The 22614-nt window shown below is 61.0% G+C and carries 20 protein-coding genes; all 20 read right to left on the bottom strand.

All coding sequences use genetic code 11. The features are described 5' to 3' along the window. Positions 1-617: 617 nt before the first annotated feature. Positions 618-965 carry an Hpt domain-containing protein gene (locus tag BLR69_RS12730; protein WP_071493755.1) on the bottom strand — a complete coding sequence of 116 codons (348 nt, stop codon included), beginning with the start codon at positions 963-965 and terminating at the stop codon, positions 618-620. Positions 966-995: 30 nt separating this feature from the next. Further along, entirely contained in the window at positions 996-2714 is a 1719-nt protein-coding gene (locus BLR69_RS12735; protein ID WP_071493756.1) for an ATP-binding SpoIIE family protein phosphatase, read from the bottom strand. Continuing rightward, a complete protein-coding gene (locus tag BLR69_RS12740) occupies positions 2711-3013 on the bottom strand; it encodes an STAS domain-containing protein (protein ID WP_071493757.1) in 303 nt (100 codons plus the stop codon). The genes BLR69_RS12735 and BLR69_RS12740 overlap by 4 nt, the downstream gene beginning before the upstream one ends. Positions 3014-3078: 65 nt before the next feature. Further along, positions 3079-3528, bottom strand: a complete 450-nt coding sequence (gene fliJ, locus BLR69_RS12745; RefSeq protein ID WP_016975640.1) for a flagellar export protein FliJ — start codon at positions 3526-3528, stop codon at positions 3079-3081. A 3-nt stretch (positions 3529-3531) separates the two neighbouring features. Next, positions 3532-4890: a flagellar protein export ATPase FliI gene (fliI, locus tag BLR69_RS12750; RefSeq protein ID WP_071493758.1), complete on the bottom strand. Its 1359-nt coding sequence runs from the start codon at positions 4888-4890 to the stop codon at positions 3532-3534. Then, positions 4880-5644, bottom strand: coding sequence for a flagellar assembly protein FliH (fliH, locus tag BLR69_RS12755; RefSeq protein ID WP_071493759.1), 765 nt, complete (start codon positions 5642-5644; stop codon positions 4880-4882). The genes fliI and fliH overlap by 11 nt, the downstream gene beginning before the upstream one ends. Positions 5645-5654: 10 nt before the next feature. Beyond that, on the bottom strand, positions 5655-6674 hold the full coding sequence (gene fliG / locus BLR69_RS12760) for a flagellar motor switch protein FliG (RefSeq protein ID WP_010208743.1): 1020 nt from the start codon (positions 6672-6674) through the stop codon (positions 5655-5657). Beyond that, positions 6667-8448: a flagellar basal-body MS-ring/collar protein FliF gene (gene fliF / locus BLR69_RS12765; RefSeq protein ID WP_071493760.1), complete on the bottom strand. Its 1782-nt coding sequence runs from the start codon at positions 8446-8448 to the stop codon at positions 6667-6669. Before fliF ends, fliG begins: the two co-directional genes overlap by 8 nt. Positions 8449-8464: 16 nt before the next feature. Next, positions 8465-8794, bottom strand: coding sequence for a flagellar hook-basal body complex protein FliE (fliE, locus tag BLR69_RS12770; protein ID WP_015885194.1), 330 nt, complete (start codon positions 8792-8794; stop codon positions 8465-8467). A gap of 132 nt (positions 8795-8926) precedes the next feature. Next, positions 8927-10303: a sigma-54-dependent transcriptional regulator gene (locus BLR69_RS12775; protein WP_071493761.1), complete on the bottom strand. Its 1377-nt coding sequence runs from the start codon at positions 10301-10303 to the stop codon at positions 8927-8929. Positions 10304-10309: 6 nt separating this feature from the next. Next, on the bottom strand, positions 10310-11521 hold the full coding sequence (locus BLR69_RS12780) for a sensor histidine kinase (RefSeq protein ID WP_071493993.1): 1212 nt from the start codon (positions 11519-11521) through the stop codon (positions 10310-10312). Between the two features lie 110 nt (positions 11522-11631). Then, positions 11632-13107: a sigma-54 dependent transcriptional regulator gene (locus BLR69_RS12785; protein ID WP_058424913.1), complete on the bottom strand. Its 1476-nt coding sequence runs from the start codon at positions 13105-13107 to the stop codon at positions 11632-11634. A gap of 171 nt (positions 13108-13278) precedes the next feature. Then, on the bottom strand, positions 13279-13575 hold the full coding sequence (locus tag BLR69_RS12790; protein ID WP_015885198.1) for a flagellar assembly protein FliT: 297 nt from the start codon (positions 13573-13575) through the stop codon (positions 13279-13281). A 26-nt stretch (positions 13576-13601) separates the two neighbouring features. Continuing rightward, positions 13602-14006: a flagellar export chaperone FliS gene (gene fliS / locus BLR69_RS12795; protein WP_058424915.1), complete on the bottom strand. Its 405-nt coding sequence runs from the start codon at positions 14004-14006 to the stop codon at positions 13602-13604. 140 nt (positions 14007-14146) lie between these two features. Next, on the bottom strand, positions 14147-15547 hold the full coding sequence (fliD, locus tag BLR69_RS12800; protein ID WP_071493762.1) for a flagellar filament capping protein FliD: 1401 nt from the start codon (positions 15545-15547) through the stop codon (positions 14147-14149). 81 nt (positions 15548-15628) lie between these two features. Beyond that, positions 15629-15979 carry a flagellar protein FlaG gene (locus BLR69_RS12805; protein WP_058424917.1) on the bottom strand — a complete coding sequence of 117 codons (351 nt, stop codon included), beginning with the start codon at positions 15977-15979 and terminating at the stop codon, positions 15629-15631. Positions 15980-16053: 74 nt separating this feature from the next. Then, positions 16054-17469 carry a flagellin N-terminal helical domain-containing protein gene (locus BLR69_RS12810; protein WP_071493763.1) on the bottom strand — a complete coding sequence of 472 codons (1416 nt, stop codon included), beginning with the start codon at positions 17467-17469 and terminating at the stop codon, positions 16054-16056. Positions 17470-17735: 266 nt separating this feature from the next. Beyond that, entirely contained in the window at positions 17736-18665 is a 930-nt protein-coding gene (locus BLR69_RS12815) for a ketoacyl-ACP synthase III (protein WP_058424918.1), read from the bottom strand. A gap of 275 nt (positions 18666-18940) precedes the next feature. Beyond that, positions 18941-20542: a flagellar hook-associated protein 3 gene (locus BLR69_RS12820; protein WP_071493764.1), complete on the bottom strand. Its 1602-nt coding sequence runs from the start codon at positions 20540-20542 to the stop codon at positions 18941-18943. Positions 20543-20556: 14 nt separating this feature from the next. Then, complete coding sequence (gene flgK, locus BLR69_RS12825; RefSeq protein WP_071493765.1) at positions 20557-22611, bottom strand: flagellar hook-associated protein FlgK; 2055 nt, start codon at positions 22609-22611, stop codon at positions 20557-20559. Positions 22612-22614 lie beyond the last annotated feature (3 nt).

Consider the following 22614-nt stretch of genomic DNA (forward strand, 5'->3'; position numbering starts at 1 on the left):
CCATGGCGCGGGGCGGCTAAACCGGCATCCCTGCCGGTTTACCCCCCAAATCCCTGCCGAATTCCGGCCAGCGTGTTTGACGGGGCGCCTAAGATCAAAATCAAAAGCAAAGCGCGGCGGCCTGGTAGCCGACCGAGTCGTTAAGGCATACGCGTTCCCCCTGTAGGAGCCGGGCTTGCCCGCGAAGGTCGTTAACGATGACGCGGGAAACCAGGATAAACGCGGCGCCCTCACCGGTTTTAGGGCTGCTTCGCAGCCCAACGCGGGGCAAGCCCGCTCACCACAGTAAGTGGGTTACACAGAACAGAAAACGTATCTACGATGCGAAGCGAGTCGCTCTTGCTTTTGATCTTCGGCGCCCCGTCAAACACGCTGGCCGAGCGCAGGCTTGAATCCGTGGGTAACCCGGCAGGACGCCGGGTTAGCCGCCCCGCGCCATGGATGGCGCGTGGCGGCGGCCCACGGATTCAAGCCGGAGTGAGGGAACACCGAGCCTAGGCGAGGTGCCGAGTGTTGGGGCGAAGGCCTTTTGGTTACTTTTGGGCCTTTCCAAAAGTGACCCGCCGTAAGGGCGGAACCATAAGCCGCCGTTACATAAAAAACGGATATGTACTCAATCAAACCTGAAACCGCTGCCGCTCCGACTCATACAACGGCTTCACCAACGCAAACTCCCGATCAATCTGATCGACCAACTCCCCCAGATCCCCAACCGCAGACTCAACCGACTCAACCTCCAACCGCTGACACAACTGCGCCAACCGCACCGCCCCCAGGTTCCCACTGCTGCCCTTGAAACTATGCGCAATCCGCCCCAACGCCTTGGCATCATCCCTGGCCTTGCGCAGCGCTTCGACGCGTTTCTGGGAATCATCGAGAAAGGTATCAAGCAGCTTGGGATACTCGCCTTCCATAACTTCCTGCAAACCCGACAACACCTCCGGGTCCAGATGTAGATCAACCACTTGCTCGCTCCTTGATCAAGAATCGGCGGATTATGCCAGAGCCTCCCAGGAAAACTCCACGCAGACACTGCGCCCGCCGTCCGACCAGCGTACATCGCTGCTCAATTGACGCACCAGGCTCAAGCCCCGGCCTGACAGACGGTCGATATCGAGCGGCCGCGCCAGCATCTGTTCCACGTCGAACCCAGGACCGCTGTCCTCGATGCGCAGGGTCATCCTTCCGCCCACCTCGGTCGGCACCACCTGCACATGCACCCGTATATAGCCGCTGTTGAGCTGCGCCAGGCGGTCATTACGCAGGCGGTAATACTCGGCAAACCCTTGGGCGTCACGCTTGAGCCGGGAATCCAGCCCCAGCACGCCATGCTCCAGCGCATTGGAATACAGCTCCGCCATCACGCTGTACAGCGCCCCGCTCTGCTCGCGCAGACCGTGAATCTCCAGCAGCAGTTGCAGCAAGTACGGCAATGGGTTGTAACGCTTCAACGTCTCAGCACGAAATTCGAAACTGACTGACCAATCCAGCGGACAAGACTGCCCACTGTCGGCATACAACGGCCCGCTGGCACGCAGCTGCTGGCCGCCGTGCAGGGTGATTTCCACCATGCTCACGTCATCCCGCGCTTCACCTCGGAACGCCGCCAGGGCCTGCTCGATATCTTCAAACAGCCGATCCGGCTCACGGTTGGCAGCGAACACCTGCTGCAAGCGTTCAGCGCCGAACAACTGGTCATTGGCGTCAGCGGTATCCAGCACGCCATCGGACAACAGGAACACCCGGTCACCCAGGGCCATGGGCCAGACTTCGGTGCGATCATCAAAGACCTCAGCCGACAGCACCCCCAATGGCAAATGCCGCGATTCCAGCGGCGTGCGTTTGCCCGTGGCGATTTCATGCACATAGCCTTCGGGCATCCCACCGTTCCACACCTCCACCACCCGTCGCTGCGTGCTGAGGCACAACAGGGTGGCGCAGCAGAACATGTCCACCGGCAGGATGCGCTTGAGCTTGGCGTTCATCTCCCGCAGGGTCTGCGCCAGGCCGTAGCCCTTGGCGGTCATGCCGTAGAACACTTCCGCCAGGGGCATGGCGCCCACCGCCGCCGGCAGGCCATGGCCGGTGAAGTCGCCGAGCAGCACATGCATATCGCCGGACGGGGTGTAGGCGGCCAACAGCAGGTCGCCGTTGAACAACGCATAGGGCGATTGCAGGTAGCGGATATTCGGCGCGGCGTTGATGCAGCCGGAATGGGCAACCTTGTCGAACACTGCCTTGGCCACCCGTTGCTCGTGCAGCAGGTAGTCGTGATGCTTGGCAATCAGGTCGCGCTGCTGCAAAACCGTCGCCTGCAACCGGCGCAGGCGGTCCATGGCGTTGATCTTCGCCGCGAGAATCAGCGGGTTGTAGGGTTTGGCTAAAAAGTCATCACCGCCGGCATCCAGGCACTGGGCCAGCGCTTCGCTCTCGCGCAGGGAGGTGAGAAAAATCAGCGGCACCAGCTCTTCACCCGCCAATTGCTTGATTCGGCGCGCCGCCTCAAAGCCGTCCATCACCGGCATCAGCGCATCCATCAACACCAACTGCGGGCGCTCACGGGTAAACACCGCGACCGCTTCAGCGCCGTTGGTGGCCGTGAGCACCTGATGGCCCTGGCGCCGGATGATGGTCGACAGCAACAACAGGTCGGCGGCACTGTCCTCGGCGATCAGGATTGTCAGCGGCTCAAGGACCGGGGCCAGGACGCTCAACTGATGTCGAACAGTTTGTCGAAGTTGGAGATGCCGAGGATCTTGCGCACATCCGAATTGCTGTTGATCACCCGGATATCGGCGTCATCGCCGGCATGGTCGCGCAGCAGCAAGAGCATGCCGAGGGCGGAGCTGTCGAGGTAGGTCGTCTCTTTCAAGTCCACGACGTAGGTATTGGGCACTTTGTAGAAGCGCTCATAGGCTTCGCGAAACGTCTGGTGGCTGCCGAAATCGAACCGGCCCTTGACTGCGATCGTCAACTTCGTCCCATCCAGGGATACTTCTGACTCGACTGACATGTGACTGCTTCCTTGTCATTGGCAATGACACAAGGTTTAGCAGGTGCCGGGGATGTGGGCAACTTTCAATAGACGTCTTTGCGCGGCATGCGCTGCGAAAGCTCATCCAGCAACTTTTGCTCGCGCTTGTCTTCGAGCGCCCGTGCTTCGTCGATATAGCGCTGCACCAACTTGCGCAACCCTTCGACCCGGGCAAACGCGGCTTGCCAGCTCTCACGCGCCTTATCGAGGTTGTTCTGGTGCCAGGCCAGGCTTTGGCGTTGCTGGCCGACGGCGGTTTCCAACTGGTTGAGAAAGCCCTGGTAACCCATCAGCCATTGGCCGGACACGCCCTTGCTGCCGCGCTCGATCCATTGCTGCTGGTACTCGCCGCGAAAACGCTCCAGGTCGCCCAGCTTGCTTTCCGCCAAGCGGACTTGCCCCTGGAAGTAACCCAGGCGCTGCACGGCGGTTTTCTCGGCCTTCTCGGCCATGTCCACCACCGGAGCCAGACGCGCGGCGCGGCTGTTGGCCATGGCTTAGCCGCCCGGCGCGGGGGCGAAGATCGACTGCAGGTGCGCTTCGCTTTCGCCCATGCTGATCTTGTCGTTGAGACCCTGGCGCAAGTAGGTGACCAATTGCGGTTGCAGGGCAATCGCCAAGTCGGTGTCGCGATCACCGCCCGCCACGTAGGCGCCGACGCTGATCAAGTCGCGGCTCTGCTGGTAGCGCGACCACAGCTGCTTGAACTGTTGCGCACGGGCCATGTGTTCCGGCGTGACCACGGCCGGCATCACCCGGCTGATGGACGCTTCGATGTCGATGGCCGGGTAATGCCCTTCTTCGGCCAGGCGCCGTGACAGCACGATGTGGCCGTCGAGCACGCCCCGCGCCGAGTCGGCAATCGGGTCCTGCTGGTCATCGCCTTCGGACAATACGGTGTAGAACGCGGTGATCGAGCCACCACCGGCCTCGGCGTTACCGGCGCGCTCCACCAGCTTGGGCAGTTTGGCGAATACCGACGGCGGGTAACCCTTGGTCGCCGGCGGTTCGCCGATGGCCAGGGCGATTTCCCGCTGGGCCTGGGCGAAACGCGTGAGCGAATCCATCAGCAACAGGACGTTCTTGCCCTTGTCGCGGAAGTATTCGGCGATGCGCGTGCAGTACATGGCGGCGCGCAACCGCATCAGCGGCGCATCGTCGGCTGGGGATGCGACCACCACCGAGCGCTTGAGGCCTTCTTCACCGAGGCTGTGCTCGATGAATTCCTTCACCTCGCGGCCCCGCTCGCCGATCAGCCCGACCACGATGATGTCGGCCTCGGTAAAGCGCGTCATCATGCCCAGCAACACCGACTTACCCACGCCGGTACCGGCGAACAGGCCCAGACGTTGGCCACGGCCGACCGTCAATAATCCGTTGATGCTGCGAATGCCCACGTCCAGCGGCACGCTGATGGGGTTGCGGTTGAGCGGGTTGATGGTGGGGCCGTCCATCGGCACCCAGTCTTCGGCCTTCATGCCGCCCTTGCCGTCCAGCGCGCGACCAGCGCCGTCGAGTACGCGGCCGAGCATGCTCATGCCCATCGGCAGGCGGCCGGTGTCGGCCAACGGCACCACGCGGGCGCCGGGGGCAATGCCCGCCAGGCTGCCCACGGGCATCAGGAAAATCTTGCTGCCGGAAAAGCCCATCACTTCGGCTTCGACCTGCACCGGGTGGTAGCTGTCGTCGTTGATCACCATGCAGCGACTGCCCATGGCGGCGCGCAGGCCTTCGGCTTCGAGGGTCAGGCCGACCATGCGCAGCAGGCGCCCTTCGAGGATCGGCTGGCCGGGCAACTCCGTAGCCTCGGCGTAACCACCCAGGCGCTTGGCGAAGCTGGTGCGGTCAAGGCGCATCGACGGCGTCCAGGTCCACGCTCAGATCAGGCTCGGCCGGGTGCAGGGCCTGTTCGTGAAGCTGATCAAAGAGCTTGGCCATGATCTGGCTGATGCGGGTTTCCACCGTGGCATCGATGCGGCTGTGTTCGGTTTCGACCCGGCAACCACCGGGCTGCAACGCCGCGTCTTCGACGATGCGCCAGGTTTCTTCATGGCGCTCGCGCAAGGCTTTGACCTGCTCGAAATCCTGCGGGTTGATGTACAGCCGCACGTTGCCGACACCCAGGGGCAGCAGCTTGAGCGCTTCGCGCATCACGCTTTCGATATGGCTGGAATCCAGCACCAACTCGCGCTGGATCACCTGGCGGGCAATGTGCTGCACCAGGCCGACCATGGCCTTTTCGATCTGCGAATCCTGCTCGGCGATGGGGTCGAACAGCGTGCCCATCAAGCGTTCCAGGCTGGCCAACTTGACGCTCAGCGCCTCTTCGGCTTCCTGGCGCACCTTGAGGGTGGTGCTGCGAAAACCATCTTTTTCACCCGCCGCGAAGCCTTCGTTGTAGGCCTCTTGGCGAATGGCTTCCAGTTCTTCCAGGGTCAGTGGCTGGACTTCATCCAGCGGCACTTCTTCCATTTCCACCGGAAGTTCTTCGACCGGCTCCGGCTCGGGCTCCGGCACATGCGGGTCGAAGCTGGGCAACGACCAGATGTCGAACCCACCGACGTCCCGTGCGCGAATCAGATCGCTGGGCGCCTCATCTTTGTTCGACATGGGACGCGCCTTAGATCATTTCTTCGCCGCCCTTCCCGCCGAGAACGATTTCTCCGGCTTCGGCCATACGGCGGGCAATGGTGAGGATTTCTTTCTGTGCGGTTTCCACGTCGCTGACACGCACCGGGCCCTTGGCTTCCAGGTCGTCGCGCAACAGTTCCGAGGCACGCTTGGACATGTTCTTGAAGATCTTCTCTTTGACGTTTTCGTCCGAGCCCTTGAGGGCCAGCACCAGCACGTCCGAGGACACTTCGCGCAGCAACGCCTGGATGCCACGGTCGTCGACATCGGAGAGGTTGTTGAACACGAACATGAGGTCTTCGATCTGGCCGGACAGGGTGTCGTCGATCTCGCGGATCGAGTCCATCAACTGGCCTTCGACCGAGCTGTCGAGGAAGTTCATGATGTCCGCCGCACGCTTGATACCACCCAGGGTGGTGCGCGAGGCGTTCGAGTTGCCGGAGAACTGCTTCTCCAGAATCGTGTTGAGTTCTTTCAGCGCCGCCGGCTGTACGGTGTTCAGCGACGACACGCGCAGGATGATGTCCAGGCGCACTTTGTGGTCGAAGTGGCCGAGCACTTCACCGGCCTGGTCGGGGTCGAGATACGCCACCACGATCGCCTGGATCTGCGGGTGTTCGTAGCGGATCACGTCGGCGACGGCACGCGGCTCCATCCATTTCAGGCTGTCCAGACCGCTGGTGTTGCCACCCAGCAGGATGCGGTCGATCAGGCCGTTGGCCTTGTCTTCGCCCAGGGCCGAGGTGAGCATCTTGCGGATGTAGCTGTCGGAGCCGACGCCCAGGCTGGTCTGGTCGCCGACGATCTCGACGAACTCGCTCATCACCTGCTCGACCTGCTCGCGGTGCACATTGCGCATCTGCGCCATGGCCACGCCCACGCGCTGGACCTCTTTGGGCCCCATGTGGCGCAGCACTTGGGCGGCGTCGGTTTCACCGAGGGACAGCAGCAGGACTGCGGCTTTGTCGACCTTGGTGAGCTTGGCAACAGCGGCTCGATTATCACTCATCTGCGTTGATCCACTCTTTCACGACCTGGGCCACACGGCCCGGGTCTTCTGCCACCAGACTCTTGATTGCATTCAGCTGAGCGTCATAGCCTTCGCTCGGGCTTGGCAACAGGATGCTTTGCGGGCCGCCGAGGCTGACGCGGTCGTTGGCCAGTTCGCCGTCCAGGCCGCCCATGCCACCCAACTCGACGTCGCTGCCACCGAAGGCCGCCAGTTGTTTCTTGCCGTTGCCGGTGATGTTGTTGAGCACCGGGCGCAGCACGCCGAACACCAGCACCAGGATGAACAACACACCCAGCACTTGCTTGACGATGTCCCAGAACCACGGCTGCGTGTAGAACGCAGGGTCAGCGATCACTTCGCCACGCTCGGCGGAGAACGGCATGTTGATCACGCTGACGCTGTCACCGCGGCTGGCGTCAAAACCGACAGCGTCCTGCACCAGGCGCGTGAAGCGTGCCAATTCATCGGCGCTCCAGGGGGCACGGGTAACGGCGCCATCGGCGGCATTGACCTTGACCTGGTCATCCACCACCACCGACACCGACAGGCGATTGACGCGGCCCTGCTGCTGCTTGGTGTGGCTGATGGAACGGTCGAGTTCGAAGTTCTTGGTCGACTGGTTACGCTTGTCCGCCGGGTACGGTGCGAGCATCGGCTGGCCGGTGGCCGGGTCCATGATCTGCTGGCCATTGGCGTCCAGCAGTGGCTGGCCTGGCTGGATGGCGCCAGCGCTGGCCGTCGCGCCACCGGTGGTTTGCGGAGCCGAGGCCGGGGCCGGCGGCTGGTTGCTCAGGGCGCCCGGTACGCCTTGTGGCGGGCCATTGGCGGCGGTGCGTTGTTCGCTGGTGGACTGCTCGCTGCGCAGCGCCGGCTGGTCCGGGTTGAACTGCTCGGAGGTCGATTCGACGGCGCTGAAGTCCACATCGGCCGACACTTCAGCCTTGTAGCGGTCGTTGCCCAACACCGGTTGCAGGATGTTGTGCACACGCTGGGTGAGCATGCTTTCGACGCGACGGCTGTAATCGAACTGCTTGCCGGCCTGGGTCAGCGCGGAGTTTTCCGCCTGGTCGGACAGCAGGTTGCCCTTCTGGTCGACCACAGTGATTTGCGACTTGCTCAGCTCAGGCACGCTGGTGGCAACCAAGTTGACGATGGCCAGCACCTGGCCTGGCTCCAGGGAGCGACCAGAGAACAGCTCCACCAATACCGAAGCGCTGGGCTTGCGCTCATCGCGCACAAACACCGAGCTTTTCGGAATGGCCAGGTGCACGCGGGCGCCCTTGACGTTGTTCAGGCTGGAGATGGTGCGTGCCAGCTCGCCTTCCAGGCCACGACGGTAGCGGGTGGCTTCCATGAACTGGCTGGTGCCGAGGCCCTGGTCTTTGTCGAGGATTTCAAAACCGATATTGGCGTCGGACGGGGTGACGCCGGCCGCCGCGAGCTTCATGCGCGCACGGGCCACGTCGTCGGCCTTGACCAGCAGCGCGCCGGAGTTGGGCTCAACGGTGTAGGCGATGTCGGCGGCGGCCAGGGTTTCCATGATTTGCTTGGAATCCATGCCGGCCAGGCTGCCGTACAACGGCCGGTAATCCGGTTGCTGCGACCACAGCACCACGGCAAAACCAATCGCCACGCTGGCGGCCAGGCCGACCATCAGGCCCACCTGACGCAACATGGTCATTTCGGAAAGGTTTTCCAGGAACGACAGGCCAAACAGCGGCGGCTTGCCGTCTGCCTTGGCGGGTGCGTTGTCCACGACTGCTTCTGCCATGACTTAAATCTCGTCCTTAAACCGGCATCTGCATGATGTCTTGGTAAGCCTGAACCAGCTTGTTACGCACCTGGGTCAACGCCTGGAACGACACGCTGGCCTTTTGCGAGGCAACCATCACATCGGTGAGGTCCACGCCGCTTTTGCCGATCTCGAACGCGTTGGCCAACTGGCTGGAGGCTTGCTGGGTATCACTGACTTTGTTGATGGCCTGGCCGAGCATGTCGGCGAAGCTGCTTTGGCCCAATTCCGGCGCAGGCGCGACGGATTTCGGTTGAGCCATGGCATCCATTTGCATGGAGCGCATATCCAACATCAACCGATTGAACTCAATACCCTGGCTCATGAACTTCTCTCTCCGACAACCCGCATGTTTTTTGACGCTACGCCGCAATTACTAGGTGAAGTAGCAACAAGGGTGCCAGCTCTGGTTCAACTCGTAAGAAAAGGCGACAAACCTTGTCTGCCTTGTTACCGATCAGGTGGCGAACAGATACGCCTCGACGTCCATGCCGGCGTCACGCATCTGTGCCAGCTTGTAGCGCAAGGTCCGCGGGCTGATCCCCAGGCGCTCGGCGGCCTCTTTGCGGCGGCCGCGCTCGGCGCGCAGGGTGTCGATGATCATCTGGAATTCACGGCGACGCAGGTCGTCGCCCAATGCACCGGCGGTTTCGGATTCGACCACCACGGGCGCAGGTGCCAGGGTCGGCAGCGGCGCAATCCCGCTGCCCATGGCCAGGCAGAAATCCTGGGGCTGGATCAGGCCGCCCTGTTGCAGGATCAACGCACGCTGGATGGCATTGTCCAATTCCCGCACGTTCCCTGGCCACGGATAGGCCACCAGGCAGGCCTGGGCCTCGGCCGACAGGCGCGCCTGGGCATGCTTCATTTTTTTGACGTGGTTGCCCAGCAGACGCTCGGCCAGCGGAATGATATCCGCCGGGCGCTCGCGCAACGGGCGCCAGGCCAGGGGAAAGACCGAGAGACGGTAGAACAGGTCTTCACGGAAGCGCCCCGCCGCCACTTCGCCCGCCAGGTCACGGTTGGTGGTGGCGACCACGCGAATATCCAGCTGGATCGGCTTGCGTGCGCCAACGCGCTCCACTTCGCGCTCTTGCAGCACCCGCAGCAACTTGGCTTGCAGGCCCAGGGGCATCTCGGAAATTTCATCGAGCAAAATCGTGCCGCCATCCGCCTGCTCGAACTTGCCCGCCTGAGCCGCGATGGCGCCGGTGAACGAGCCTTTTTCGTGGCCGAACAGCGTGGCTTCGAGCATGTTGTCGGGGATTGCCGCGCAATTGATCGCGATAAACGGCTGTTTGGCGCGGGTCGATTGCTGGTGGATATAGCGGGCCAGCACTTCCTTACCGGTGCCGGACTCGCCGGAAATCAGCACGGTGGAATCACTGCGCGCCACGCGGGCCGCCAATTCCAGCAACTGCGCGCTGGCCGGCTCGAAGGCAATCGGACCTTCGCCGTCGCTGGCCGGGATCACGCCCAGGGCATGCCGCGCGACCAGTTCGATCAAAGCTTTGGGCTCGAACGGTTTGACCAGGTAATCCGCCGCGCCCTGGCGCATTGCGTCGACCGCACGCTCGACAGCGCCGTGAGCGGTCATCAGCAACACCGGCAGCTGTGGCTGACGCGCGCGCAGCAGGCCGAGCAACTGGTGGCCGTCCATGCCCGGCATGTTCACGTCGCTGACCACCAGGCTGAAGGACTCTTGCTCCACCGCCTCCAAGGCGTCCTCGGCAGAACCGACCGCCCGGTAGTCATGGCCCGCCAACAGCAGCGTGTCAGCCAATGCTTCACGCAGCGCGCGATCGTCTTCCACCAACAGAACCTTGATAGCCATAACCTTTTACTCCGCGCTTGCCGCGCATGAAAACAGCGGCAAGGTCATCAATGCACAGGTGCCACGCCCGACACGGGAATGCAGCAGCAATTCTCCCTGATGGGCGCGTGCCACTGCCTTGACCACGGTCAGGCCGAGGCCGGTGCCGTTAGTCTTGGTGGTGAAAAAGGGTTCGCCCAGGCGCTGCAACACGGCGGGCTCGATACCGCTGCCACTGTCGCTGATGCACAGGCGCAGGGTTTGCTCGCGGTGGTACAGGTGCACCTTGAGCCGCGCACCGGGGCCGCTGGCCTGGGTGGCGTTTTCGATCAGGTTGAGCAGCGAACCAACAAGGGTGTCGCGGTTGCACAGCAGCTCGCCGAGATGGCTGTCACACTGCCAACGCACTTGCACGTCTTGAATGTGAGTGGCGGCCGCCGCTTGCAGGGCCTGCATCAACTCGGCCGGCGTGATGCGGTCGGTCAGCGGCAATTCACCACGGGCAAATACCAGCATGTCGCGCACCTGATGCTCCAACTCGTGCAGGCGCTCCTTGAGGCGCCCGGCAAAACGCTGGTGGGTGGCCGCAGGCAATTGCTCATCAGTCAAATGACTGGCGTAGATCAACGCCGCCGACAGTGGCGTGCGGATCTGATGCGCCAGAGAAGCGACCATGCGCCCCAGCGAAGACAAACGCTCGTGGCGCGCCAACTGGTCTTGCAGGTGACGGGTTTCAGTCAGGTCGTTGAGTAGCACAAGCTGGCCCGGCTCCGCGTCCAGGGCGCGCGTGGCAATGGACAAGCGGCGGCCGTCCTTGAGCGAGATTTCATGGCCGTCGTCTTCACGCGGCGCAAAGCAGCGGGTGATCACGTGACGCCACAGCTCGCCTTCCAACGGCAGGCCAAGCATGTCGCAGGCCGCCGGGTTGGCTTCGCGCACGCGGCCCTCTTCGTCGATGACGATCACGCCACCAGGCAACAGCGACAGCAGGTTTTGCAGACGGTTGGCCAGGCGCTCCTTCTCAGCCAACTCTTCCATGCGCTGGGCACTGACCACCGCCAACTCGCCCTTGAGCTCCGAAACACGGGCTTCGAGCAGGCTGTAGGAATCGGTCAATTGGCTGGACATCTGGTTGAACAGCGAAAAAGCTTGCTCCAGGCCCTGGCGGCTTTGCTGTTCTACAGAGGGAACGAGCCCCGGGATGGCGGGGCTGGAAGAATGTTGGGCGGCGTGGGGCATCATGCTCTCTCGCTTGGCTGACCGTCAGTTAAACGGAACGTTGCGAGGGCTGTAGCAATACCCGTGCCGAAAAAAAACCGCTGATAAATCAGCGGTTTGAAAAACAGGCGTCAATCATCCGCCTGTTCATCACCTTCTTTGCGGCTCATACCGTACTTGCGCATCTTCTCTACCAGGGTGGTTCGACGGATGCGCAGGCGCTCGGCGGCACGGGCGACGATGCCGTTGGCGTCGTCCAGGGCCTGTTGGATCAGGCCTTGTTCCAGGTTGCCGAGGTAGTCCTTCAGGTCCAGGCCTTCAGGCGGCAGCATCGCGGTAGAGCCGAAGTCCGGGGTATGACCGTTGATGGCCACCCGTTCTTCCAGGTCGCTGCGCAGGCTGTCGACCAGTTGCTCGTCTTCGTCGTCGACGTAGCGGAATTTCTTCGGCAGCTCGACCACGCCGATCACACCGTAGGGGTGCATGATCGCCATGCGCTCCACCAGGTTGGCCAGCTCGCGCACGTTGCCCGGCCAGCCGTGGCGGCACAGGGACATGATCGCGGCGGAATTGAAACGGATCGAACCGCGCTTTTCATGCTCCATGCGCGAGATCAGTTCGTTCATCAGCAGCGGGATGTCTTCCACGCGCTCGCGCAGCGGGGCCATCTCGATCGGGAATACGTTGAGGCGGTAGTACAGGTCTTCGCGGAAGCTGCCGACCTCGATCATGCTCTCGAGGTTCTTGTGGGTGGCCGCGATGATGCGCACGTCGACGCTCTGGGTCTTGTTGCTGCCCACGCGCTCGAAGGTACGCTCCTGCAACACGCGCAACAGCTTGACCTGCATCGGCAGCGGCATGTCGCCGATCTCGTCGAGGAACAGGGTGCCGCCGTTGGCCAGCTCGAAACGCCCGGCACGGCTGGTGATCGCCCCGGTAAAGGCGCCCTTCTCGTGGCCGAACAATTCGCTTTCGAGCAGCTCTGCCGGGATCGCCCCGCAGTTGACCGGCACAAAGGGCCCGTCGCGGCGCTTGGAGTGATAGTGCAAGTTGCGCGCGACCACTTCCTTGCCGGTGCCCGACTCGCCAAGGATCAGCACGCTGGCGTCGGTATCGGCAACCTGCTGCATCATCTGGCGCACGTGCTGGATGGCGCGGCTGGTGCCGACCAGACTGCGGAACAGGTTGGGTTCGCGATGGCGACCGCGCTCGCGGGCCTGGTCATACATCTCGCGATAGACCTGGGCACGGTGTAGGGAGTCGAGCAATTTGCTGTAGCTGGGCGGCATTTCCAGGGTGGAAAGCACGCGGCGGCGCTGGTCTTCTGGCAGGTCGACAGAAGAAATATCGCCCATCAGCAACACGGGAAGGAACTCATCCCAGGTAGACAGTGTCTTTAACAAGCCCAAAACAGCGCCAGGAGCGTTTACCGTCCCGATCAGCACACAAATGACTTCACGGCTCGATGACAATGAGCTGACCGCCTGCTGCCAGTCATGGCTGCCGCAGGGCAGATTTTCTTCGCCAAGAAAATTCAAAATCACCGCTAAATCGCGGCGGCGGACGCTATCGTCATCAATCAGCAGAATTTTGGTTTCACGCCACATGCAATAGCAACTTCCCTAGTAAAACTTCGTGCCCCAAAAGTGAGGGCAATCGAGACGCCTGTACGACTTTGTACCTTACTAGACGTCTGAAATCTGAAAACAGCACTAGTTAAGTCAAAAATGCTGGCACAGTCAAATATATGACGCACCCATCGGACCAACTGCGGCTCTTCAGCCGAACAGATGGTAAACCTTTGACGCATTTTTCGCTTGGTTGATCTGCGACATCTCTTCGAAAATCGCCTGCCGCTCGCCGGTCGTCACCTCAAGCAATTGCTGGTAAACCGCCAGCAGACTCTCAAGCTTTTCGCGCAACGCATCCTCGTCTACCGGCGCTTCGCTGAGCACCTCGTCGATGACATGACGACAGCCCAGGTCCAGTTCGCCGATGGCGTCCCAGTTGCGGTCCGCCAGCGCGCCCATCAGCGCCTCGCGGGTTTCATCAATGCGTTGCAATGCTTGGCTCATGACGTGTTCCTCAAGGCCGCTTGGCCTTATTGTGCAGCGCCTTGTGGCGCGCCGATGGCATCCCAGCCTTCTTTCACGGTAATCAGCAAACGGGCGACTTCGTCAATCATGTCGGCGTCGTTGTGCAGATTGGCTTCCATTAAACGGTTAGTCATGTACACGTACAGACCTTCCAGTTGCTGAACGTATTCCTTGTTGTCGCTTTTTTCCGCGCTCAGGCCATCACGAAGCCCGATGAGGATGTCGGCGGCCTTGCCCAGCATCAGGCCCTTTGCGGCGATATCGCCACGCGCCAACGCACCTTTGGCCTGCGCCATGCGGTCGAGCCCGCCCTCCATCAGCATTTGCACCAGACGGTGCGGGCTGGCTTCGGAGATCTGGGCATGGGAATTGACCTTCTGGTATTGGCGAAGGGCTCTCATGGGATTCATGTTTCTACCTCGTGACAGGCAACAGCGAGAAGGGTTGCAATAACCATTATGTCGACTGGGTCGCAAAAAACTTTAACCCGACGGCACTATGAAGAACAAAGCCCAGGTCAATGGACCTGGGCTTTTTCATCAGCCATCAATCAGCTGCTTTTCTGGGCGTTACTCAGCGCGCTGAGCGTACCCAGGATACTGCTGCTCTGCTGGCGCAGTTGCGCCACCAGCGTATCCATGGCGGTGTACTTGCGGGTCAAGGAGTCTTGCATGGTGGTGAGGCGTTCATCCAACGCAACTTGCTGCTTGTTGAGGTCTTTAAGGCTGTCGGACAACGACGCTGAACGCGTGGCCAGGATCCCGGTGGTGGCCTTGGCATAGCCATCGGTCGCCGCCGTCAGGCGCGCGAGCAGGCCGGTCTTGCCGCTGAAGATACTGTTGATGTCGGCGGCGTTGGTCAGCACAGCCTTGTCCCACTGCTTGGCATCGATGCTCAGCGCGCCGGTGTCGCGGTCAGTCGTCACCCCGAATTGCGCCAGGGACTTCAAGGTGCCGTTGCCGGACAGGGCGTTGAACTCGTTGCGGATCGCCGCCTGCAAGGTGCGCATGGTCGAGTCGCCGGTCAAGGTGGCGGCGACGGAGTTACCGGCGGCATCCTTGGTCACCTTGGTCTCGGCGTTCATCGCCTTGAGCAGGGCGTTGTAGGTGTCGACGAAGCCTTTGACCCCGGACTTGAGGGCGGTGGTGCTGGTGGAGACGGAGATGGTCAAAGCATTGCGAGCCGTAGACGCGGTATCCGAAGGCGTGGTCAAGGGCGACACAGAGAGCAACTTGATACTTACACCACTCACTGCATCCGTGATGCTGTTGGTCTTGGACTCTGCAGCAATACCGTCAATGGTGTACTTGGCGTTCTTCGGCTCGCTGACCACTGTGTAACCGGTATCAATCCCCGAGTTGCCCGACATCGTCAGATCGGAACCAACACCAGCATTGGTGGAGGTCAGAATAAGACGCGAACCGTTGGAGTCGGTGAGGATGTTGGCACTCAGGCCTGCGGTGCCGAACTGCGAGTTGATCGAGTCACGCACCTGTTGCAGGGTCGCGCCGGCCGGCACCTTCAGGTCGAAGTTCTTGCCCGACTGGCTGATCGTCAGCGTCGTTGGGGTGGTGCCACTGTTCACGACCGTCGACTGGCCGCCAGTGAAACTCTTGGTCGACAGCTTCGACGGCGTCGCCAACTGGTTGACGACCAGCGAGAAGCTACCGCTCGCCGCACCCTGGTTGGCCGTCATGGTGGCGACCTTCTCGTCCGAGGACGTACCGGTCAAGCCACTGAAGCTGTTATCGGTGCCCATGCTTGTCAGCGCACCCCGGAAGGCGTCCAGGGCTGCCTGGATCTTGCCGATGGACGACAGCTGGGTGGTTGCCTTTTGCGACTGGAGGTTGATCTGACCCTGTTTAGGCGCTCGCTCGGCATCCACCAGGGATTTCACAATCGCCTGAGTGTCGAAACCCGACCCCACGCCGGTAATCGTTGTACCCGCCATCATCTTTCTCCTGTTCCGGTGGCTGCCGTTATCTTGACGACTATCGCTTCAAGCTGTGACAGCAACAAGTTTCATGCCAGTTCACGCCTTGTCGTCAAACAACACATGACTGGCGCTGGCCAGACTCTGTGCCAGTTTCAAGGCCGTTTCCGAAGGAATCTGTCGGATCACTTCACCGGTGTCGGTGGCAATGACCTTGACCACAACCCTATGGGTGGAATCGTCAATGGAAAAGTCCAGGTTGCGCTGGGCCGCTTGTACGAATTCTTTAATATCAGTGACCGCTTTTTCCAGGCTGTCCTTTTGGGACGTACCCGCGGTTGGCGCGGCCGCTTCAACCTTAGTCTTGTCTTTATCCGCAACCACAGGTGCCGGAGTGCCTTGAGGGGCCAGCGGCGGATAAGACAAGTTCAGTTTTACACTCATGTCCATGCCCAATCTCCTCTGATTGGAAAAGACGAAAGGGCACGTAAACGCGCCCTTCCGTCATTCACCACGCGTCGCTATTACTGAAGCAGCTTCAGTACAGCGGATGGCAGTTGGTTAGCCTGCGACAGGATCGCAGTGGAAGCCGACTGCAGGGTTTGCTGCTTGGTCAGTTCAGCGGCTTCGGAAGCGAAGTCGACGTCCTGGATGGTGGAACGAGCAGCGGTGCTGTTTTTCTGGATGTTGGACAGGTTGTCCACAGTGCTGGTCAGACGGTTCTGTACCGCACCCAGGCCCGAACGGGAGCTGGAGATGGTAGCGATAGCCTGGTCGATCACGGACACAGCGTTCTGGGCCTTGGTGGCGTCAGTCACGTCGGTTTGCGATACGGAGGTCTTGGTCGAAGCAGCCGAAGTAGCGGCACCGAAGACACCGGTCACACCAGCGCCTTCCAGGGAGTAACCCTTGGCGGAGTCCAGGTTTACTGCACCGGTAGCGATGATGCCGTCAGCCAGGGCGGTAGCAGTACCGTAGGTGCCCGAACCGTCTTTGGTGGCAACAGTGATGGTGCCGGCAGCGGTCGAAGCGCTGAAGGCCAGGTTTTCACCGGTGTCGGATTTAACCGACAGAGTGCCTTTGGACTCGTCGTAGTTAACGCTGATACCCAGTTTGGCGGAGTTCGACTTCAGTTGGTCAGCCAGGCTGGCAGTGTCTTTTACGCCAACGAACGTGGTGGCTTGGCCGCCAACGGTCATGGTGAACGAAGCTGGAGCGGTAGCAGCACCGGCGCCGACTACGAACTGAGCTTCAGTGCTGGCGGTAGCGCTCAGGCCACCGACGGCGCCGTTCAGCTGGGCAGCGATGGTTTTAGCGGAAGCAGCAGCAGCAACAGTGACGCTGCTAGTCTGGCCGTTACCGGTCACTGCGATTGCGCCGCCAGCTACACCAGCACCTGGAGTGATGCCGATGCTCTTCACCTGCTGCGAACCGATATTGTTGGCAGCAACGTTATCCAGGGACAGGTTGATGGTTTCGTTAGCGTTGGCGCCAACCTGGATCGACTTGGTACCGTACGAACCGTCCAGCAGCTTCTGGCCACCGAAAGTAGTGGTCTGGGCGATACGGGTCAGTTCCGAAGTCAGGGCCTGGTATTCGTCGTTGTTCGACTTACGGTCGTCGGGGCTCAGGGAGCCGGTAGCCGAGGACAGAGCCAGGGTACGCATTTTTTGCAGAATGTCGGTCGAAGCCTGCATTGCGCCTTCAGCGGTCTGCGCGATGGAGATACCATCGTTGGCGTTCTTTACAGCTTGACCCAGGCCGTTGATCTGGCTGGTCATACGGCTGGCGATACCCAGGCCGGCGGCGTCGTCTTTAGCGCTGTTGATACGCAGGCCGGAAGACAGGCGCTGCATGGAAGTGGCCAGGGCGCCGCCAGCTTTGTTCAGGTTGCCCTGAGTAGTGATCGAAGCAATGTTGGTGTTTACTGTTAAAGCCATGACGAAATCCTCGTTGGATGGATACTGCGGCTTCCGGCCCTGGCAACCGCCGGGTGTGGCCTGAGAACCTACGTAATAGTTATCGTCGTGCTAGCCGGTTGCTTGAGGATTTTTTTCGATTTTTTTGCTGGCGTCGTGCCACCCCTTGTAATTCAAGGGCTTACGCAGGCAAAAAAGCCCGATTTCATTGGCTTTTCTGGCGCCAAATAAAAAACGCCGATGCTCTTTCGAGCATCGGCGTTTTTTTGTGCTATCGATTCAAGGTGTCACGGGCGATAGAGAATCGCCGAGCCCCACGACAGGCCTACACCAAACCCGCTGATGGCCACGCGTTTCCAGGTGGCGTCCATCACGTGCTTTTCCAGCAGCAGCGGGATGCTCGACGACACGGTGTTGCCGGTCTCGACCATGTCCTTGATGAACTTGTCCACCGGCGCATCTTCAAAACGACGCGCCACGGCATCGACAATCGCCGCACTGCCCTGGTGGATGCAGAACGCATCAATGTCGTCAGCCTTGAGGTCTGACTCATCGAGCAACTCGTGCAAATGCGCCGGCACCTTGAGCAAGGCGAAGTTGAACACCTGGCGACCGTTCATGAAGAACACGCCATCGCTGACCTTCAGGTGAGGGGCGCCGGAACCGTCGGTGCCGAACTTGGACTTGCCGAGCAACCACGGCGCGTCTTCACCCATCCAGGTAGCGGTGGCGGCATCGCCGAACAGCATGGTGGTGTTGCGGTCTTCCGGGTCGACGATCTTCGAATACGGATCGGCGGTGACCAGCAGGCCGTTTTTCAGGCCGGCGGCTTCCATGAAGCCCTTCATCGCGTAGATGCCGTAGACGTAGCCGGAGCAGCCCAGGGAAATATCGAAGGCGGCGACGTGGGTCGGCAAACCGAGCTTGTCCTGGACGATGGCGGCGGTGTGCGGCAGGCCCTCTTCGTCGCCGTTCTGGGTGACGACGATCAGCGCGTCGATCGACTCGCGCTTCAAATCCGGGTTGTTGGCAAACAAAGCGTTGACCGCCTCGACACACAGATCGGAAGTTTCCTGCGCGGCTTCCTTGCGCGGCAGGAACGCCGACCCGATCTTGCCAATGATGAATTCTTCATCCTTGGCGAATTTGGCACCCTGGGCGTAGTTATCGATCCCGTCTGCCGGCACGTAACTGGCGATGCTTTTTATGCCAATCATTGTGGCTTCCCAATACTAAATAGCTGGAGAACACCCCTGGGCCACGCCCGGAGTGCTGACAATAAAGGGGATAACCCCATAAAAATCTCGCTGAAAGCCGCCTCGCAAGGACCCTGTGACGACTTATCCTTTTCACACGATACAGTGAAGATGCGCTTTATGACTCACAGGTCACTCAATTGTGTGTGCTTTGTGCAAAACCTTCAAACAATTAAATCCCAGAAACGACAACGGCCCGCCGTGTTTCCAGGGCGGGCCGCTTGACGTGAAGCCACTTACATCTTGTTGAACAGGCTCAACTGCGAGATTTTCACAAACGCCAGCTGGGAGGCTTGCAGCATGGTTTGCTGCAGCGCCAGGTTGATGGCCGCCTCACCCATGTCGATGTTGGCCAGATCACTCATCGTGCTGGTCGTGGCAATGCTGATGCTTGAGTTCTCACTGGCCTGGATATCCAGAGCATTCTGCCGCGCCCCGACGGAACCCCGCACATTGACGATCTGGGACATCGAATTGGCCAGGTTGGCGATGCTCGAATTCATGGCATCCTTGAGCTTGACCGTCGCTGCCGGATTGCCGTCGGCCGGCGCTTCCAGCGCCTTGCGCAACTGGCCCAGGGTATCCAGCGCATTCTGGGTCTTCTGGGTATTGGCGCCCACCGAGAACTGGTCGCCTGGCTGCGGCGGGCCGCTGCTCACGTCAAACGTCACGCCGGCCGCCGTCACCGTGGTACCGCCGCCGGTATCGCCGGTGGCGATCGCCTTGCTGGCGCTCGAATAGGGCTGGGCATACACCTCATAGGCCGTCGCGCTGGTGAACTTGATGATCGCCCCACTGTTGGACGGGAACGTGCTGGCATAGTCCGCCTGATTGGTGACCTGCGCGCCGGTCAACTGTGCGCTCGACGCATTGCTCGGCGTGCGCGACACGCTGAACGTGTCCGGCTTGGCCTCCAGGCTGAAGGTACGGTCCTTGACCAACGCATCGGAGTTGGCGCCCGGCGCCACGTCCCCGAGGTTCATGGTGATATCGAACTTCACCCCCCGCAGTGCAACGCTGGTGCTGCCTTCCTTGGTGGCGTCGAACGTGCCATTGCCCGGTATCTCGGAAGTCACGTCATTGCCGTTCTTGTCAGACACCTTGTATTGCGTGCTGCTGGTAAAAGTCAGCTTGTAAGGCTGGCCGTCGGCGAATTTGTTGGCGTAGTCGCCGCTCGATGTCACCAGCCCGGCCGAGAGCGCCACCTTGTGGTCATTGACCGTAGGCGGCACGGTCTGCGGGTTCGGCGCAACCCAGGGGGCCTGGGTGCGACCGGCGTTGGCCGCGCCTTCAAGGATGGTCTTGCCGGTATCACCCGCGCTGACATTCAGCGTATTGGAAATCTGCAGGCTCAGTGGGGTTTCATCCCCCTGGTAGCTGTAGGTGCCATCGTTGTTGCGCGCATACGGCGGCGTCTGGGTCTTGGACCCGGAAAACAAGTAGTTGCCGGCCGAGTCCTTGCTGTTGAGCAGGCCCAGGACCTGATCTTCAATCGCACCGACCTCACTGGCAATCGAGCGACGATCAGCATCACTGCCGGCACCACCGGCCTTGAGTGCCAGCTCCGTGGCACGCTGCATGGCTTCACTGATCGCACCTAAAACACTCTCTTCGTTAGTCAGCGAGTTTTTCAGGCTGGTGATGTTGCCCGTGGACTGGGCCACCATGTCTTTCTGCTGCTGCAGCATCAACAACCGCGCCGCCGCCACAGGATCATCCGCGGCGGTCTGTACACGCACGCCGGAGCTGGCCTGGTCCTGGGCCTTCACCACACCCGAATAGTTATCCGAATACTTGGCGGAGCTGGTCTCGAAATACTGCTGTGTAGAAATACGCATCGTCCCAGCCTCCCTTAAAGACTATTGATCAATGTGCTGAAGGTTTCTTGCGCAGCCTTGATGATCTGCGACGACGCCGTGTAGTACTGCTGGAACTTGATCATGTCGCCCGCCTCTTCGTCCAGGTTGACCTGGGACACTGAGTTGCGCGCGTTCTTGTTGGCGGTCAGCAATGCGTTCGTCGCCGTGCTGTCGGTACCGGCAGCCGCCGCTTTCGCACCGACGGTAGACACCAACTTGCTGTTGGCCCCCACCAGGCTGGTGCCGCCAGTGCCATCGGCGGCCGTACCGATGGTCGCCTTGGTCTGCAAGCTGAGCAGGTCAAGAGCGTTGCGGTTGTCGGACTTGCCGGAGGCATTGAACGAGAACGTCGTGCTGTCGCCGTTGGCCGGCGAACCGCCCACCGTGGTGTCGAAACTGAAACTCTTGGCCGGCACCACCAAGGCACCGTTGGCATCGCGCATCGGCACGTTGACCGTGACCTTGTTGCCCTGCCCCGGAACAATGCTGCCGGTGCCGATCGGGTTGCCCTGGGCATCATTGAGCGTGTACGGCTGGGTGCCATCGGCTGCCGGCTTGCCGAACACCATCTTCACCGGCATCGAATGTTCAATACCTGTGCGCAATTGGGCAGTGGCGGCGCCGCCCTGGATATCCAGAGGCACCGTCAGGGTCGGCGGGGTAAACGTGCCGGTGCCCTCGTTGGTTTTACTGGCTTGCCCGGATAACGGCGCGGCGAAGGCGATCTTGTTCGGATCCGTCAGCACCGTGCCAATGTCCTTGGCACCATTGGCGGTCGGGCTGACCTTGAAGCTGTCCCCGGTGGCCATCGGCCCCTTGCCATCGAGCGCCAAGGTGAAACCATCGATCACGGCCGGTGGCGTGGCCGTGACGTCAAAGGTCCCCATGGCCTTGCCATCGGAACGCACTACGGTGACGTTGTTCGGGTTGGCGCTGTCGCTGAAGGTGACCTTGTAATCGAAATTGGTCAGCTTGCTGCTGTCCTTGATCGTCACGTTCAGGTTGCCGGAACCCGCGCTATTGTCACCCGAAGCCTGGCTGCGCTGGGCAATGGCGGCGGCGCTGTTGATGTCCTTGAACAGCGAGCTGCCGAACTGGCTATTGAGGTCAAGGCCCTGGCCCAACTGGTTGTTGATGGTGTCTGCGGTGGCGATGGCAATGCGGCCCAGATCATTGATGGCAGGCATCAGCGCATCGGTGCGATAACGCAACAGACCGCCGATGCTACCGCCGCTCAGCACGTTGCCCAGGTCGAGCGACTCACCGCCGCCAACGTTGAGCTGGATGGTGAACTGGCTGGTGTCGTTCTTGCTCGGTACGGCGGAAATCGTGTTGGACTGGTCACCCAGTACCAGCGACTGGCCGGAACCGGTGCTGACACTGAACACGCCATTCTTCTCGGTGGCGGTCACGCCGACCAATTCGTTCAGCGAACGCACGGCTTCGGCACGCGCGTCCAGCAGGTTGGCCGGGGCTGTGTTCGACGAACCCTGCACCTGGGCGATCTGCTTGTTGAGCGAGGCAATGGACGAGGTCAGCTTGTTGACCTGGTCACTCATCGAGCTCAACTGGCCGTTGATGGTTTCTTTCTGCTGGCCCAGTTGCGTAGAGATCGAGTTGAAGCGATTGCTCAGCGTCTGCGCCTTGGTGATCAACACCTGGCGGGCCGAGACATCGCTCGGGTTGGCCGAGGCCGTCTGCACAGCCGAGAAGAACTCACTGAGTACAGCCGACATACCGGTGGTCTTGTCCGACAGGGTCTTGTCGACAGCGCTGACTTGGTCGAGGTAAGCCTTGGCATCGCTGTTGAGCGAGGTGCTGTTCTGGTACGCCGCGTCGAGGAATTCGTTGTACACCCGGCGCACATCGGCCAGGGTGGTACCGCTGCCGATGTACACACCTCCGTACTGGTTCGCCGCGCTGGCATTCTGGGTGGTCTGCTGACGCGAGTAACCCGGAGTGTTGGCGTTGGCAATGTTGTTACTCAAGACCGACAGCGATCCTTGAGAGGCGTTGAGCCCTGACATCCCGATACTGAGCAAACTCATGGT

It is taken from the genome of Pseudomonas azotoformans, from assembly GCF_900103345.1.
In the GTDB taxonomy this organism is placed as follows: domain Bacteria; phylum Pseudomonadota; class Gammaproteobacteria; order Pseudomonadales; family Pseudomonadaceae; genus Aquipseudomonas; species Aquipseudomonas azotoformans.